At 74.5% G+C, this 15382-nt stretch carries 16 protein-coding genes; 10 read left to right on the top strand and 6 right to left on the bottom strand.

The features are described from left to right. The 3 genes from ACFQH9_RS28825 to ACFQH9_RS28815 form a co-directional block, all read left to right on the top strand. A partial coding sequence (locus tag ACFQH9_RS28825) for a glycerate kinase (protein ID WP_379571016.1) occupies positions 1 to 487 on the top strand: 487 nt, incomplete at its 5' end. A 136-nt stretch (positions 488 to 623) separates the two neighbouring features. After that, entirely contained in the window at positions 624 to 992 is a 369-nt protein-coding gene (locus ACFQH9_RS28820) for a HesB/IscA family protein (protein ID WP_345379417.1), read from the top strand. Positions 993 to 1117: 125 nt separating this feature from the next. Further along, entirely contained in the window at positions 1118 to 2053 is a 936-nt protein-coding gene (locus ACFQH9_RS28815) for a carbohydrate kinase family protein (RefSeq protein WP_379571018.1), read from the top strand. Positions 2054 to 2155: 102 nt separating this feature from the next. Here the strand turns inward: ACFQH9_RS28815 and asnB are convergent, their stop codons facing one another. Then, positions 2156 to 4144 (bottom strand): asparagine synthase (glutamine-hydrolyzing), encoded by a 1989-nt coding sequence (gene asnB, locus ACFQH9_RS28810; RefSeq protein WP_379571014.1) that lies wholly within the window; start codon positions 4142 to 4144, stop codon positions 2156 to 2158. A 242-nt stretch (positions 4145 to 4386) separates the two neighbouring features. On the opposite strand from asnB, the gene ctaC reads away from it, so the two are divergent. Together ctaC and ACFQH9_RS28800 are read left to right on the top strand one after the other, a co-directional pair. Then, positions 4387 to 5358, top strand: a complete 972-nt coding sequence (gene ctaC / locus ACFQH9_RS28805; protein WP_379571012.1) for an aa3-type cytochrome oxidase subunit II — start codon at positions 4387 to 4389, stop codon at positions 5356 to 5358. Positions 5359 to 5371: 13 nt separating this feature from the next. Then, positions 5372 to 5770: a cytochrome c oxidase subunit 4 gene (locus ACFQH9_RS28800; RefSeq protein ID WP_379571010.1), complete on the top strand. Its 399-nt coding sequence runs from the start codon at positions 5372 to 5374 to the stop codon at positions 5768 to 5770. A gap of 98 nt (positions 5771 to 5868) precedes the next feature. Here the strand turns inward: ACFQH9_RS28800 and ACFQH9_RS28795 are convergent, their stop codons facing one another. From ACFQH9_RS28795 to ACFQH9_RS28785, 3 genes are read right to left on the bottom strand one after another with little or no spacing between them, the layout of a single operon-like run. After that, positions 5869 to 6363 carry a GNAT family N-acetyltransferase gene (locus ACFQH9_RS28795; RefSeq protein WP_379571008.1) on the bottom strand — a complete coding sequence of 165 codons (495 nt, stop codon included), beginning with the start codon at positions 6361 to 6363 and terminating at the stop codon, positions 5869 to 5871. Beyond that, positions 6356 to 7513 (bottom strand): acyl-CoA dehydrogenase family protein, encoded by a 1158-nt coding sequence (locus tag ACFQH9_RS28790; RefSeq protein WP_379571006.1) that lies wholly within the window; start codon positions 7511 to 7513, stop codon positions 6356 to 6358. Before ACFQH9_RS28790 ends, ACFQH9_RS28795 begins: the two co-directional genes overlap by 8 nt. Before the next feature lie 37 nt (positions 7514 to 7550). Continuing rightward, on the bottom strand, positions 7551 to 8213 hold the full coding sequence (locus tag ACFQH9_RS28785) for an O-methyltransferase (RefSeq protein ID WP_379571004.1): 663 nt from the start codon (positions 8211 to 8213) through the stop codon (positions 7551 to 7553). A gap of 119 nt (positions 8214 to 8332) precedes the next feature. On the opposite strand from ACFQH9_RS28785, the gene ACFQH9_RS28780 reads away from it, so the two are divergent. Beyond that, positions 8333 to 9220 carry an alpha/beta fold hydrolase gene (locus tag ACFQH9_RS28780; protein ID WP_379571002.1) on the top strand — a complete coding sequence of 296 codons (888 nt, stop codon included), beginning with the start codon at positions 8333 to 8335 and terminating at the stop codon, positions 9218 to 9220. Positions 9221 to 9253: 33 nt separating this feature from the next. On the opposite strand, the gene ACFQH9_RS28775 is transcribed toward ACFQH9_RS28780, so the two are convergent. Together ACFQH9_RS28775 and ACFQH9_RS28770 are read right to left on the bottom strand one after the other, a co-directional pair. After that, positions 9254 to 9919: a DUF3558 family protein gene (locus ACFQH9_RS28775; protein ID WP_379571000.1), complete on the bottom strand. Its 666-nt coding sequence runs from the start codon at positions 9917 to 9919 to the stop codon at positions 9254 to 9256. A 126-nt stretch (positions 9920 to 10045) separates the two neighbouring features. Then, positions 10046 to 11050, bottom strand: a complete 1005-nt coding sequence (locus ACFQH9_RS28770) for a DNA-3-methyladenine glycosylase 2 (protein ID WP_379570998.1) — start codon at positions 11048 to 11050, stop codon at positions 10046 to 10048. Positions 11051 to 11227: 177 nt separating this feature from the next. Between ACFQH9_RS28770 and ACFQH9_RS28765 the strand changes: the two genes are divergently transcribed. The 4 genes from ACFQH9_RS28765 to ACFQH9_RS28750 all read left to right on the top strand — a co-directional run. Beyond that, positions 11228 to 12943 (top strand): N-acyl-D-amino-acid deacylase family protein, encoded by a 1716-nt coding sequence (locus ACFQH9_RS28765; protein WP_379570996.1) that lies wholly within the window; start codon positions 11228 to 11230, stop codon positions 12941 to 12943. A gap of 117 nt (positions 12944 to 13060) precedes the next feature. Continuing rightward, positions 13061 to 14359, top strand: coding sequence for a sensor histidine kinase (locus ACFQH9_RS28760; protein ID WP_379570994.1), 1299 nt, complete (start codon positions 13061 to 13063; stop codon positions 14357 to 14359). Beyond that, on the top strand, positions 14356 to 14997 hold the full coding sequence (locus tag ACFQH9_RS28755; protein WP_379570992.1) for a response regulator: 642 nt from the start codon (positions 14356 to 14358) through the stop codon (positions 14995 to 14997). Before ACFQH9_RS28760 ends, ACFQH9_RS28755 begins: the two co-directional genes overlap by 4 nt. Positions 14998 to 15200: 203 nt before the next feature. Beyond that, the coding region (locus ACFQH9_RS28750) for a hypothetical protein (protein ID WP_379570990.1) at positions 15201 to 15382 on the top strand (182 nt) is incomplete at its 3' end.

Raw genomic sequence — 15382 nt, 5'->3', positions numbered from 1 at the left:
CGACGCCGCGCTGGCCGTGTGGGCGGGCGTGCTCGCCGAGGCGACGGGCCGGGACGTGCGCGACGAGCCGGCGGCCGGCGCCGCGGGTGGGCTCGGCGCGGCGTTGCTGGCGCTCGGGGCGCGCCGGGAGTCCGGGGCGGGCCTGGTCCGCCGGCTGCTGGGGCTGGACGAGGCGCTCGACGCCGTCGCCGCCGAGGGCGGGCTCGCCGTCACGGGCGAGGGGAGTTTCGACTGGCAGTCCCTGCGCGGGAAGCTGGTCACCGCGGTGGCCGGCGCGGCGGCCGAGCGGGGCGTGCCGTGCGTGGTCCTGGCCGGGCAGGTGAGCGTCGGGCGGCGGGAGGCGGCCGCGGCGGGGGTCGACGCCGCCTACTCGGTGTCCGAGCACGCCGGCGGGATCGAGGCCTCCCTGGCCGACCCGGCCGGCACGCTGTCGGCCCTCGCCGAGCACGTCGCGCGCAGGTGGGGCGGGTCCCGCGGGGACCGGTGAGCCGGATCACCCGCCCGGTGGGCCCCGGATTCCCGCAGGCCCCGGAGGGTGCCGTCGGCAGGGCCTACTATGGGTCGTGGCACGACTCCCGGGAACGCCGGGAACAGTTCCGCCACGTGCGCTGTTGGGAGAGTTCATGACCGTCGAGAACACCGTCGAGGCCGGCACCGTCGAGGAGACCCACGGCGTCGAGCTGACCGACAACGCCGCCCTCAAGGCGCGCTCCCTGCTCGAGCAGGAGGGCCGCGACGACATGCACCTGCGTATCGCCGTGCAGCCCGGTGGCTGCGCCGGTCTGCGCTACCAGCTCTTCTTCGACGACCGTTCGCTCGACGGCGACCTGTTCCGCGAGTTCCACGGGCTCAAGGTCGGCGTGGACCGGATGAGCGCGCCGTACCTGCAGGGTGCGGTCATCGACTTCGTCGACACGATCGAGAAGCAGGGCTTCACCATCGACAACCCGAACGCGGGCGGCTCCTGCGCCTGCGGCGACTCGTTCAACTGAGTCCCGGCGTCACGGACCCCCGGGCGGCGGAGAGCACCTCCTCCACCCGGGGTTTGGTCGTGTCTGACGTAAGGTGACCCGACGTGCGCATCGTCGTCACCGGATCCCTCGCCACGGACCACCTCATGCACTTCCCGGGGAGGTTCGCGGACCAGCTCGTCGCCGAGCAGCTCGACCGGGTGTCGCTGTCGTTCCTGGTCGACGAGCTGACCATCAAGCGGGGCGGCGTCGCCGGCAACATCGCCTACGCGCTCGGCGTGCTCGGGCAGTCGCCGGTGCTGGTCGGGGCGGTGGGCGCGGACTTCGCCGACTACCGCTCCTGGCTGGAGCGGCACGGCGTGGACACCAGTGGCGTGCACGTGTTCGACGACGTCCACACCGCCCGGTTCGTCTGCACCACGGACGACGACATGCGCCAGATCGCCTCCTTCTACGCCGGGGCCATGGCCCGGGCCCGGCTGATCGAGCTGCAGCCCGTCGCGGAGCGGGTCGGCGGGGTGGACCTGGTGCTGGTCGGCGCCAACGACCCCGAGGCGATGCTGCGGCACACCGAGGAGTGCCGGCAGCGCGGCTACGCCTTCGCCGCGGACCCCTCGCAGCAGCTCGCCCGGATGGACGGCCCGCAGATCCGGAGGCTCGTCGAGGGCGCGCAGTACCTGCTGACGAACGACTACGAGTGGGAGCTGCTGCTCAGGAAGACCGGCTGGACGCCCGAGCAGGTCGGGGAGCGGGTCGGCACCCGGATCACGACCCTCGGCGAGAAGGGCGTGCAGATCGTGGGGCGGGACGGGGTCGCGCTCGAGGTCGGGGTGGTGCCGGAGACCGCGAAGGTCGACCCGACGGGCGTCGGCGACGCCTTCCGCGCGGGCTTCCTCGCCGGCACCGCGCAGGGCCTGTCGCTGGAGCGCGCCGCTCAGCTCGGCTCGCTGGTCGCGGTGCTGGTGCTGGAGACGGACGGGCCGCAGGAGTGGCGCTGGGACCGGGGGAGCGCCCTCGGCCGCCTGCAGCAGGCCTACGGCCCCGACGCCGCCGCGGAGATCGCCCGCGCCCTCCCCGCCTGACGACGCGGAACGTCCGCGGGTCGGCACCTCCCCGCCACCGGACGACACCTCCCGCTCGTCCGGGACGCGTGTCTCGGTCGCCGGGAGGTGCCGACTCGCGGGCTACAGGGTGACGGGGTAGGTGGGTTCCGGGATCTCCGGGGTGATCCGGCGCTCCACGAAGATCCCGTACCAGATCAGGAACACCAGCAGCGTCCAGATCCGGCGGCTGTGGTCGACGGGGCCCTCGCGGTGGGCGTCGAGCATCGTCTCGACCGCGGGCAGGTCGACCAGGTGGCCGGCCCCGGAGTCGCGGATGATGTCGCGGGCCCAGGTGTACATCTCGTCGCGCAGCCAGTGCCGGATCGGCACGGGGAAGCCCAGCTTGCGCCGGTTCAGCACGTGCGACGGCACGATCTGGGCCAGCGCCCCGCGCAGCGCGTACTTGGTGGTGCCGCTCGCGCCGCCGGTGATCTTCTGCGCCAGCGGCAGGGCCGAGGCGATCCGGAAGACCTCCGGGTCGAGGAACGGCACCCGCAGCTCCAGCGAGTTGGCCATGGTCATCTTGTCGGCCTTGACCAGGATGTCGCCGCGCAGCCAGGTGAAGAGGTCGACGTGCTGCATCCGCGCGACCGGGTCCCACTTCTCGGACGCGGCGTAGTGCGCGGCGGTGACGTCGGTGTGCGAGACGCGCGGGTCGTACTGGCGCAGGATCTCGTGCAGCTGGTCGTCCCGGAAGATCCGGGCGTTGCCGTAGTAGCGCTCCTCGAGCCGCAGCGAGCCCCGGCGCAGCAGGTCCTTGCCCCGCATGCCCTCCGGCAGCCGGCGCGACGCCCGGCCGAGCAGCGGCCGCAGCGTGCCCGGCACCTTCTCGAACGGCGCGAGCGACAGCGGCTCGCGGTAGATCGTGTAGCCGCCGAAGAGCTCGTCGGCGCCCTCGCCGGACAGCACCACCTTGACGTGCTGGCGGGCCTCGCGGGCGATGAACCACAGCGGGACGAGCGCCGGGTCGGCCACCGGGTCGTCGAGGTACCAGACGATGAGGGGCAGCGCCTCCATCATCTCGTCCGGCTTCACGGTCCGCACGACGTGCCGGACGCCGATCGCGGCCGCGGACTCGGCGGCGACGTCGACCTCCGAGTAGCCCTCGCGCTCGAAGCCCGTGGTGAAGGTGATCAGGTCCGGGTTGTGCTCCTTGGCCAGCGCCGCGATGGCCGTGGAGTCGATGCCCCCCGAGAGGAACGCGCCCACCGTGACGTCGGCGCGCATGTGCTTGGCCACCGAGTCCCGCAGCACCTCGGTGATCTCGCCGTGCACGATCGCCTCGGCCTCGGCGCTGGCCGGGGCGTGGGAGGGCAGCGACACGAACTGCGGGTGGAAGTAGCGGTGGTGCACGGGCTGCTGCCCGGCCCTCACCGTCACGTAGGTCCCGGACTCCACGCGCCCGATCGCGCGGTGCAGCGTCTCGGGCTCCGGGACGTACTGCAGGATCAGGTAGTGCTGCAGCGCGGCCGGGTCCAGCTCGTCCGACCCGGCGATGCCCAGCTCCGGGGCCAGCTCCAGGAGGCTCTTCTTCTCGCTGGCGAAGGCGACGCCGGTCGGCCCGGACGCGAGGAACAGCGGCTTGATGCCGAACGGGTCCCGCGCGACGAACAGCTGCCGCTCCTCGGCGTCCCAGATCGCGAAGGCGAACATGCCGCGCAGCCGCGTGACGGCCTCGGGGCCCCACTGGTGGTAGGCCGCGACGATCGCCTCGGTGTCGCCCTCGGTCGCGAACTCCGCGCCCAGCCCGGCGAGCTCCTCGCGCAGCTCCAGGTAGTTGTAGATCTCGCCGTTGAAGACGATCGTGTACCGCCACCCTCGGGGGGCTCCGCCCCCCGGGTCCTCCCCGGACGGCATGTGCGCGCCCGACGGGTCCCAGTGCAGCGGCTGGTGGGAGCCCGCCACGTCGATGATGGACAGCCGGTTGAAGCCCAGCACCACGTCGTCGTCGTTCCAGGTGCCGCTCTCGTCCGGCCCGCGGTGCCGAGCGCACCTCAGGGCGCCGGCGATGGCCTCGGTCCGGTCGGCCGCGTCAGCCCCGGCGGTCAGCAGTCCCAGCAGTCCGCACACGGTGAGCAAGTATGGCGGTCCCGGACCGGGGACCCCCGGACGGGTCACGCACGCCCGCGCGAACCCCCGGGGGCGCGTGGGGCCGATCTGCTCGGCTAGTCTCTACGCGTGGTCGAAGGTCCGCCCCGCCCCCGGTGCGCGGGCCCACGGCCCGACCGGTCGGGCCCCGCGGGGTTTGCGCTGGTCGGAACGAGGAACGGTGTGGTGGGAGCACCACGCGGACGAGGGGAAGGCGGCGGGCAGTGAGCCGATCGGAGCGCGGCGGCACGACCGTGCGTGGCCGCACCGGGTACGTCCGGGCGGCGAAGCTCGGCGGTCTCGGGCTGCTGACGATTCCGCTCCTGGCCGGGTGCTCGGTCCAGGACGTCATCCGCTTCGGGTGGCCGGTGGGCGTCACGCCCGAGTCGGAGCAGATGCGCCACCTGTGGACCTGGTCGGCCATCGCGGCGCTCATCGTGGGCGTGATCACCTGGGGCGCCATGTTCTGGGCGGTGGCCTTCCACCGCAAGAAGAAGGGCGACGACGAGTCGGTCCCGCGCCAGACCCAGTACAACCTGCCGGTCGAGATCGTCTTCACGGTGATCCCGACGATCATCGTGGCGGTGCTCTTCGGCTTCACCGTCGCCGTGCAGCAGTACGTCGACAAGGACAAGCCGACGGACGTACGGGTCGACGTGACCGCCTTCCAGTGGAACTGGGCCTTCCGCTACCCGGGCCAGATCGCGGCGAACGGCCAGCCCGTGGAGACCATCGGGACCTCGAACACCATCCCGATCCTGGTCCTGCCGACGGACCGCTCGATCGAGTTCACCATCGCGTCGAACGACGTGATCCACAGCTTCTTCGTGCCGGAGTTCCTCTTCAAGCGGGACGTCTTCCCGATCCCGGAGAAGAACGACACGGACAACACCTTCGTGATCGACCGGATCGACCAGCAGGGCGCGTTCGTCGGCCGCTGCGCCGAGCTGTGCGGTACCTACCACGCCTCGATGAACTTCGAGGTCCGCGCGCTCAGCCCGGACCTGTACGACCGGTACCTCGCGCTGCGCAAGCAGAACAACCCGGCCACCGGCGTGCCGTACTCCGCGCAGGAGGCGCTGGCCTCGCTGAACTGTGGCCAGTGGTGCGCCCCGGAGGCGATCACGACCCGTCCGTTCACCGACCGCGGGCAGATCGCCCAGGCCGAGGCCCAGCCCGTCGCGGCCGGGAAGTGAGGGAGGACCAGCGATGAAGGTCGAGTCCCGGATCTTCGAGATCACCACCGCGTTCTTCTTCATCGCGGCGATCGTCTACACGATCCTGACGCACGAGGCCGTCGGCATCGCCGCGCTGTTCCTCACGGGCGGCCTGTCGCTGATCATCGGCACGTACTTCCGGTTCGTGTCCCGGCGGCTCGAGGAGCGGCCCGAGGACAACCCGGAGGCCGAGGTCTCCGACGGTGCCGGCGAGGTCGGCTTCTTCTCGCCGGGCAGCTACTGGCCCATCGCCGTGGCCGCCTGCGCCGCGCTGGTCGGTGTCGGCCTGGCGTTCTTCTTCTGGTGGCTGATCGTGATCGCCGGCGTGATGCTGCTGATCGCCGTGGGCGGGCTGGTGTTCGAGTACCACATCCGGCCCGCGGACCACTGAGTCCCTGATCCACCTGAGTCGCACCTGATCCGCACCTGATCCGCACGGACGGCGCCGGACCCCTCCGGATCCGGCGCCGTCGGCGTTCTCACCCCGGTTCAGAGCGTGCGGTGCATGATGTGCAGCCCGACCAGCCCGTCCGTCGGGTGTCGGAAGGCCTCGGGAACGGTGCCGACGATCGCGAAGCCGAGGGACTCCCACAGCCCGACGGCCCGGACGTTCGACGCGACGACCGCCGAGAACTGCATGGCCCGGTAGCCGCGGCGGCGCGCCTCGTCGAGCGTGTGCTCGGCGAGCGCGCGGCCGATGCCGCCACCCGCCCGGTCCGGGTCGACCATGAACCCGGCGTTGGCGACGTGATCGCCGAGACCGGGCTGCACGGGCTTGAGCAGGGCCGTGCCCACGACCAGCCCGTCCCGTTCGGCGACGAGCGTGACCGCGGGCGGCGGGGGCATCCACAGGGCATGGGCCTCCTCCTCGGGGGTCCCCGGGTCCCAGGTGTACGTGTCGCCGGCGGCGACGACGCGGTGCCAGATCGGCCAGATCGCGGGCCAGTCCTCCCGGCCCGCGACCCGGAAGGTCACGTCAGCCACGGGCCGCCGCACCCAGCGCGTCGCGCGCGATGATGACCTGCTGGATCTGGCTGGTGCCCTCGTAGATCCGGAAGAGCCGGACGTCGCGGTAGAACCGCTCGACCGCCACGCCGCGCATGTACCCGGCGCCGCCGTGCACCTGCACCGCCCGGTCGGCCACCCGGCCCACCATCTCCGAGCAGAAGTACTTCGCGGCGGCGGGACCGGCGATCCTGTCCGTGCCGGCGTCGAACGCCCGCGCGGTCTCCAGCACCAGGGCGCGGCCGGCGTGGTAGTCGGTGACCGAGTCGGCGACGAGGCCCTGGATCAGCTGGAAGCGGGCGATCGGCGCGCCGCCCTGCTCCCGGGTCTTCGCGAACTCGGTGGTCTCGTGGACCAGCCGGGCGGCCATGCCCGCGCACACCGCGGCGATGTGCAGCCGGCCGTGCGCCAGGCACTTCGCGGCGATCCGGAAGCCCTGGTCGACACCCTGCTCGCCGCCGACCACGGCATCGGCCGGGACGCGGACGTCGTCCAGGTGGACGTCGGCGGTCCAGGCGCCGGACTGCCCCATCTTCTTGTCCTTGGGCCCGATCGAGAGCCCCGGCGTGCCCTTCGGCACCAGGAAGGTGGAGATCCCGCGGTTGCCCTGGGCCTCGGGGTTGGTCCGGGCGAACACCATGATCACGTCGGCGACGGGGGAGTTGGTGATGTACCGCTTCGAGCCGTTGATCACCCAGCCGTCGCCGTCCCGCCTGGCCGTGGTGGCCAGTGCCGACGGGTCGGAGCCGGCGTCGGCCTCGGTCAGCCCGAACGACGCCGTGACCTCGCCCGACGCCAGCCGGGGCAGCCAGGCCTTCTTCTGCTCCTCGGTGGCGCCCTCCAGCAGCACGTGCCCGGCGATGCCGTTGTTCGTGCCGAACAGCGACCGCAGCGCGGGGGTGGTCCAGCCCAGCTCCATGGCCAGCTGCACCTCCTCGTACGCGGAGAGCCCCAGCCCGCCGTACTCCTCCGGGATGGTGAAGCCGTAGAGGCCCATCTCCTTGCACTGCGTGACGATCCGCTCGGGGATCACGTCCTGCTCGTCGATCTGCTCCTCGAGCGGGACGACCTCCGTGCGGATGAAGTCCCGCACCGAGTCCAGGACGTGCCTCAGGTCGTCGGCGTCCACGACTGCTCCTCTCACTCGCTCGCTACCGGACGGTAGCTCAGCGCACCCGGGCGAGGACGAACCCGTCGTACCCCTTGGCGCCCACCGTCTGCAGTGCCGTCGCCTGCACCCGGTCCTCCCGCTCCAGCGCGGCGAACATCCGGCGCGTGCCGTCGACCTGCGGGTCTCCTCCCGCCAGGATCCGCCCGCCGCGGACCACGTTGTCGACGACGATCACGGTGCCGGGTCGGCCGAGCCGGATCGCGTGGTCGAGGTAGGCGGCGTTGTTCTGCTTGTCGGCGTCGACGAACACGAGGTCGAAGGGGCCCTCGAGGGTGGGCAGGGTGTCGAGGGCCGGCCCGACCCGGATGTCGACCTGGTCGGCGAGGCCGGCGTGCTCGAGGTTCGCCCGCGCGACGGCGGCGTGCTCCGGCGAGTACTCGCAGGTCACGAGCCTGCCGTCGGCGGGGAGGGCGCGGGCGAGCTCGATCGTGGAGTAGCCGCCGAGCGTGCCGATCTCGAGGATGCGGCGGGCGCCGGCGAGCCGGGCGAGCAGGTGCAGGAAGCGGCCCTGGGCGGGGGAGACGTCGATCGGCGGCAGGCCGGCCTCGGCGTTGCGCGCGAGCGCCGCGGCGAGCACGGGGTCCTCGGGCAGGAGGGCGCCCTCCAAGTAGCGGTCGACCTCGCGCCAGACCTCGCCGGGCGCAGTGCTGTCGCTCATCCCCCCACCCTGGCCCTCCGAGGGGTCGCCGGCCAGGTGATCGGCGTCGCGGACGGCCACCGTGTCGGGTCGGACACGGCCCGCGGTGGGGGCGCTGCGCACCGCCTAGGGTGCGAGGCATGTCCGAGGCGAACGATCCGGGGTCCGCGGGGCGGGTCGCGGCCGGGGAGCGGGTCGTGTTCGACGGCGCCGCCGGCAAGCTGGTCGGCGACCGCTGGGCCCCGGCGGCCGAGCGGCGGGGACCGGCGCTGCTGCTGCACGGCGGCGGCCAGACGCGGCACTCGTGGTTCCGCACCGCCGCGGCACTGGCCGCGGCGGGCTGGGACGCGGTGGCCCTCGACGCCCGCGGGCACGGCGACAGCGACTGGGCGCCCGACGGCGACTACGGCACGGACGCGTTGAACGCCGACCTGCTCGCCGTGGTCGAGCAGATCGGGGAGCCCGCGCTCCTGGTCGGGGCGTCCATGGGCGGGATGACCGCGCTGGTCGCCGAGGGCGAGCACGGCGGGCTCGCCCGCGCCCTCGTGCTCGTCGACATCGTGCCCCGGGTCGAGCCCGACGGCGTCGCGCGGATCATGGCGTTCATGGGCGCGAACCCGGACGGCTTCGCCTCGCTGGAGGAGGTCGCCGAGGCCGTGCGCGCCTACAACCCGCACCGCAGGCGCCCGCCGAACCCGGAGGGCCTGCGCAAGAACGTCCGGCTCCGGGAGGACGGGCGCTGGTACTGGCACTGGGATCCCGCCTTCCTCCGGGTCGGCGACGAGCCCCGCCGCTCGACCACGCACGAGCGCGCCGCGGCGGCCGCCGCCCGCGTCGCCGTGCCGACGCTGCTGGTCCGCGGTGCGCAGTCGGACATCGTGAGCGAGGACGGGGTGCAGGAGCTGCTGCAGCTCATCCCGGGCTCGGTCCACGTCGACGTCTCCGCCACCGGCCACATGGTCGCGGGCGACGACAACGACGTCTTCACCCGCACCGTGCTCGACTTCCTCGACGACAAGCGGGTGTAGGCCGCCGGCCGTCCGGAGCCGCCGCCGGCCTCCTCAGAGGTGGCCGAGCGCCACCCGGGCGATCGCCGTCGCGGCGTCCCGGGTCTGCTGCTCGGTGCCGGAGCCCTGCAGCGAGACGTCGATCGTCGCCGCGCCGTGGCGCACCAGCAGCCCGCCGAGGCCCTCGGGGAAGTCCCGGTCGCTGTAGAAGAACAGCGCCTGGTCGCCGAGGCCCGGCACCGCCACCCCCGGCACGCCCACGGAGCTGCGGGAGGCGGCCGCCTTCGCGTCGAACCGCGTGCCCGCCTCCACACCCACGGTCAGCCCCGGTGCGGCCGTGGAGGCGGAGTAGGCACAGACGCTCCGGGTGGTGCCCGCCGTGGCCGTCGGGTCCGCGAACGCCAGCCCGCTCGCCCGCGCGATCTCCGCCTGCGGGACGAGGTCGCAGGCGTGCGGCAGCGCCCCGCCCGCCCCGGCCGGGTTCGGCTCGCCCGGCGCGATCCCGGCCGAGGGTGCCGCCACGGCAGAGGACGGAGCCGCGGCCGGTGCCGGCGACGGCGACGCCCCCGCCGGCTCCGCGCCGCCGCCGCAGCCGCTGAGCACCGCGAGGGCACCGGCGAGTGCGCACGCGGCGAGCGAGCGGGGGAACGAGCGAGGGAGCGGGCGGGGGAGCGGGCGGGGGAGCGGGCGCAGCGGGAACCGGACGGAACGGACGCGCATCCGGAGAGGGTAGCGACGCTCCGTGGAGCACCCGCCACCGGGAGTGACCCGGAACCACCGAGGCCCCCTGCGTGCCGGTTGCCAGGGCCCGGCGGACGCCCCGGCCCGCAGGGGCGCCCGCCGCCCTCACCCGATCAACGCCAACGGCTCGGGCCGCGGCCGCCGGGACCGCGGAACCCGGGCCGGGAGGGCCGGTTCGGGGACCGCCGCCAGCTCGGGCAGCCGCCGGCCCGCGGCCCGGATCAGCACCGCGGTCCACGTGCGGAACGGGCGCCACGGCTCGGCGATCCTCGCCAGGTCGGCCGCGGTGGCGGGGCCGCCGAGCCCGTAGCCCGCGCCGACCAGGGCGGCCAGCCGCGGCTCCGCGTCGACCAGGGCGTCCTGCACGCCCGAGGCGCGCAGGTGGATCAGGCCGGCCGCGAACTCGCCGATCCCGCTGATCGTGCGCAGCCGGGCCCGCACCTCCGCCGGGTCACCCTCCCGGATCGCCACCGGGTCCAGCAGGCCCTCGACGGCCGCGCGCGCCACCGCGCGCAGCCGCTCCTGCTTCAGCTCGGGCAGGCCCGGCAGCCGGTCCGCCGCCAGCAGCTGCTCGGGGGTCGGCACCGCCGCGAGCGCGACGCCCGCCACCTCGACCACCCGGCCGAACTCCCGGGACAGCCGCTCGCGCGCCGCCAGCGCCTGCCTGCGCCCCCAGCGCTGCGTGATCACGCACCAGAGCGCCGCCTCGTAGGGCGAGGCGAACAGCACCGGCCGCAGGCCGGGCGCGGCCGCCCGGATCCGCCCGATCAGCGGGTCCCGTTCGCCGACCTCGGCGAACGCAGCGCCGTCCCCGTCCAGCGACAGCATCCGGGCGACCTGGTCCCGCACCGGGTCCACGGGCTCCCCGGGATCGAGCCCGCTCACCGTGCCGTGCACGCCGGACACGTCCTGCCGGAGGGCGACGCCGACCTGGCCGCGCAGGTCGTCCCGGCACAGGGCGAGCCGGAGCACGCCGTCCGCGAAGGTGCCGCCGCCGGGCCAGTCCCCGGCGGGCTCGGCGCCGTGGCCGAAGGCACCGGCCTCGACCAGGGAGAACGCGCCGCTGGGGCGGAGGGTGAAGGTCTGCTCGGGGAGCGCTGGGGTGGTCATGGCCGCAGCATGCCCGCCGCCCCCGACAGTTCCCGGCGCCGGTCCCGGGTCCCCGGGAGTTGCCCGGGAGTTGTCCACAGCCCGTTGCTCCGGTCGGTGATGATGCAGCTGCATGACTTCCGCTGCGGGTGCGGCGTGGGCTATCCAGGAGGGGCCGACCGCGACGGAGGGGTGGGGATGACCGAGTTCGACCTGGTGGTCCGGGGTGGGTCCGTGCTCGACGGGAACGGGGGTCCGGCCCGCACGGCGGACGTCGGGATCGTCGGCGACCGGATCGCGGAGGTGGGCCGGCTCTCCGGCACCGGCCGCCGCGAGATCGACGCGGACGGCGCGGTCGTCGCGCCCGGGTTCGTCGACATCCACACGCACTACGACGGGCAGGCGACCTGGGAGTCCCGGCTGCAGCCGTCGTCCTGGCACGGGGTCACCACGGTGGTCGCGGGCAACTGCGGGGTCGGCTTCGCACCGGCCCGGCCGGAGCACCGGGACCGCCTGATCGACCTGATGGAGGGCGTGGAGGACATCCCGGGCATCGCCCTGCACGAGGGCCTGCCGTGGACGTGGCTGACCTTCCCCGAGTACCTCGACGTGCTCGAGGCCCGCCCGTACGACGTCGACCTCGCCACCCAGGTCCCGCACGCCGCGCTGCGGGTGCACGCGATGGGCGAGCGGGCGGCCGCGCACGAGGAGGCCACGGCGGACGAGGTCGCGCTGATGGCCAAGCTCGCCGCCGAGGCCGTCCGCGCCGGCGCCCTGGGCTTCTCCACCTCCCGCACGCTCAACCACAAGAGCATCGACGGCGAGCTCACCCCCTCGTACGGGCTGGGCGCCGCGGAGCTCGTCGCGATCGCGAAGGCCGTCGGCGAGACCGGCACCGGAGTGTTGCAGCTGGTCAGCGACTTCCCGGAGCCGGAGCAGGAGTTCGCCCTGCTGCGCGAGATGGTGGCCGCGTCCGGCCGTCCGCTGTCCTTCTCGCTGCTGCAGTTCCCGCAGGCGCCCGAGCGGCACCGCGCGATCCTGGCGATGACGGAGCAGGCGTGGGCCGACGGGCTGGAGATCCGCGCGCAGGTCGCCGCCCGGCCCGTCGGGCTGATCCTCGGCCTGGAGAACACGCTCAACCCGTTCATGACCAACCCGGTGTGGCAGCGGCTCGCCGACCTCACGCCGGGCGAGCAGGCCGCGCGGATGCAGGAGGCCGAGCTGCGGGCGGAGATCCTCGCCGCGCAGACCGGCGAGCGGAACCGCAGCCGGCTCGGCGGCATGCTGATCCACAAGTTCGAGCTCATGTACGAGCTCACCGACCCGCCGAACTACGAGCCGCCGACCTCGGAGTCGATCGCGAACCGGGCCGCGCGGGAGGGTCGCGAGCCGGTCGAGCTGGCCTACGACGTCGTGGCCGGCGGCGGGATGCTCTACCTGGTCGGGGCGAACTACGCCCACGGCGACCTCGACGACGTGTTCGAGATGCTGCGCCACCCGCACACGCTGCCCGGCCTGTCCGACGGCGGCGCGCACGTGGGCACGATCTGCGACGGGAGCTTCCCGACCACGCTGGTGCAGCACTGGACCCGCGACCGGGCGGGGGAGAAGCTCGACCTGGCCTACGTGGTGCAGCAGCAGGCGCGGGACACCGCCCGGGCGGTCGGGCTGCACGACCGGGGCGTGCTAGAGCCCGGGTACCGCGCGGACCTCAACGTGATCGACGTCGCCGGCATGCGGCTGCGCCGCCCGGAGATGCGGGCGGACCTGCCGGCCGGGGGGCGGCGGCTGCTGCAGCGGGTCGAGGGGTACCGGCACACCGTCGTCGCCGGGCAGGAGACCTACACCGACGGCGAGGAGACCGGGGCGCTGCCCGGCCGGCTCGTCCGGGGCGCGCGGCCCGCACCCCGCTAGTCGCCCCCTGGCCCACCACGGCCCGGAACACGCTCGGCGGGAGGTGGGGCTGGCCCTACTGTGGTCCGGGGAGCGTGCCGGATGGGGGCCGGTGCGCGCGTGGGCTTGGGTGGGGGCATGAGCGAGGAGGGGGTCCCGGCCGCCGTCGTCACGCCCGGGCCGGCGGTCGGGGCGGTCCGGCGCGGGCTGGGTTACCTGGTGACGGGGCTGCCGCTGGCCGTGCTGGCCTTCGTCGTGGCGGTCGCCGGGTTCGCGGCCGGGATCAGCACGGTCGTGGTGTGGGTGGGGCTGCCGGTCCTGGCGGGCACGTTCGCGCTGTCCCGGCGGCTGGCCGACGTCGAGCGGCGGGCCACCGAGGGCGCGACCGGCCGGCCGCTGCCGCCCCACCACTACCGGCCCCGGCGGGGGCGCGGCGTGATCGGCATGCTGGGCCGGCTCGCCGACCCGCAGTGCTGGCGGGACCTGCTGCACGCCGTCGTCGGGTTCCCGGTGCGGTTGGCCTGCTTCGTGGTCGGGGTGGCCTGGGCCGTGACCGGCGTCGGTGCCACGGTGTACGTGCTGTGGGAGTGGGCGCTGCCGCGCGGCGAGCGGACCGGGCTGGTCGACGTGCTCACCGGGGTCGCCTCCCGGGCGCTCGACGTCGCCTTCACGACGCTGGTCGGGCTGGTCCTGCTGGCGACGACGCCGTGGGTGGTCCGGGCGCTCGTGGCCGTGCGGGCCGGGCTCGCGCGCGGCCTGCTCACCAACCGGACCGCCGCGCTGCGCGCCCGCACCGAGCAGCTCGCGGCCGGCCGCCGGGCCGGCGTCGCCGCCGAGGCGGCGACCCTGCGCCGGCTCGAGCGGGACATCCACGACGGCCCCCAGCAGCGGCTCGTCCGGTTGACGATGGATCTCGAGGCGGCCGACCGCCGGCTCGACGACGATCCCGAACGCGCCCGGCCGCTGATCGCGGAGGCCCTCACCCAGACCCGGGAGGCGCTGGCCGAGCTGCGCGCCCTGTCCCGGGGCATCGCCCCGCCGGTCCTGGCCGACCGGGGGCTCGCCGCCGCACTGGCCGCCGCCGCGGCGCGCTCGACCGTGCCGGTGAGCGTCGAGGTGGGGCTGCCGGCGGGGGAGCGGCCGGCGGCGGCCGTGGAGAACACCGCCTACTTCGTGGTCACCGAGGCGCTCACCAACGTGGCGAAGCACTCCGGGGCGACCCACGCGACCGTCGACGTGCGGCCCCACGGCGCCGACCTCGTCGTCCGGGTGACCGACGACGGCGTGGGAGGCGCCCATCCCGCCAAGGGACACGGACTGTCGGGGTTGTCCGAGAGACTGTCCGCCGTGGAGGGGCGGCTGGAGGTCGTGAGCCCCGTGGGCGGGCCGACGGTGGTCACGGCGTGGATCCCGCTGGCCGGGTTGGAGGACGCGTGAGGGTCGTGCTGGCGGAGGACTCGCTGCTGCTGCGCGAGGGCCTCGTGCGGCTGCTCGACGAGGCGGGTGCCGAGGTGGTCGCCGCGGTCGGCGACGGGGACGCGCTGGTCACGGCGGTGAAGGAGCACCGGCCCGCGGTGGCGGTGGTCGACGTGCGGATGCCGCCGAGCTTCACCGACGAGGGGCTGCGCGCGGCGCTGGAGATCCGCCGCGAGTGGCCGGACACCGCGATCCTCGTGCTGTCCCAGTACGTCGAGGAGTCCTACGCGGCGGACCTGCTGGCCGCCGGCGGCGGAGTGGGCTACCTGCTCAAGGACCGGGTCTCCCGGCTCGCCGAGCTGTCCGACGCGCTGGGGCGGGTCGTCGCGGGCGGGACCGTGCTCGATCCGGAGGTCGTGTCCGCGCTGTTGACCCACCGGCATCGCCGCGACCCGGTCGAGTCGCTCACTCCGCGTGAGCGCGAGGTGCTCGGGCTGATGGCGGAGGGGCGGACCAACACGGCGATCGGGCGGAACCTGGTGATCACGCAGGGCGCGGTCGAGAAGCACATCTCGTCGATCTTCACCAAGCTGGGGCTCGCACCGTCAGGTGACGATCACCGGCGGGTGATGGCGGTCCTCGCCTGGTTGCGGGCCTGACGTTCGCGCGGACCGCGAATCCTGCCCGTCCGTGTGATGGCGGATGCGGCGCGTGTCCGCCAAGCTCCCGCCGGTCCAGTCGGGGCGACCGGTCGGGGGAAGAGTCGATGGCGGTGCGCGAGCGTGTGCCGGTGGGGGAGTCACGATCCGTCACGAGGCGGTCGGGGCGGCATCGGGCGGGGTCGCACCGGCCCCCGCTCGTCGTGCCGGAGCAGCGCGGCACCTCGCACCGCTGGGTCACGGCCGAGGCCGACGAGCGGGCCCGGCGGCGGGAGGCACGCCGGGAAGGGGCGGAGCGGGCGGAGCGGGCGCAGCGGCGCCGGCCGGCGCTGTCGCCCGCGGTGGCCGAGCCCGGCCCCGGCGTGGAGAGCCGCTCGGAGCGCGC

The organism is Pseudonocardia lutea (genome assembly GCF_042658055.1).
In the GTDB taxonomy this organism is placed as follows: Bacteria; Actinomycetota; Actinomycetes; order Mycobacteriales; family Pseudonocardiaceae; genus Pseudonocardia; species Pseudonocardia lutea.
This window is presented reverse-complemented; position numbering and strand designations above follow the sequence as displayed.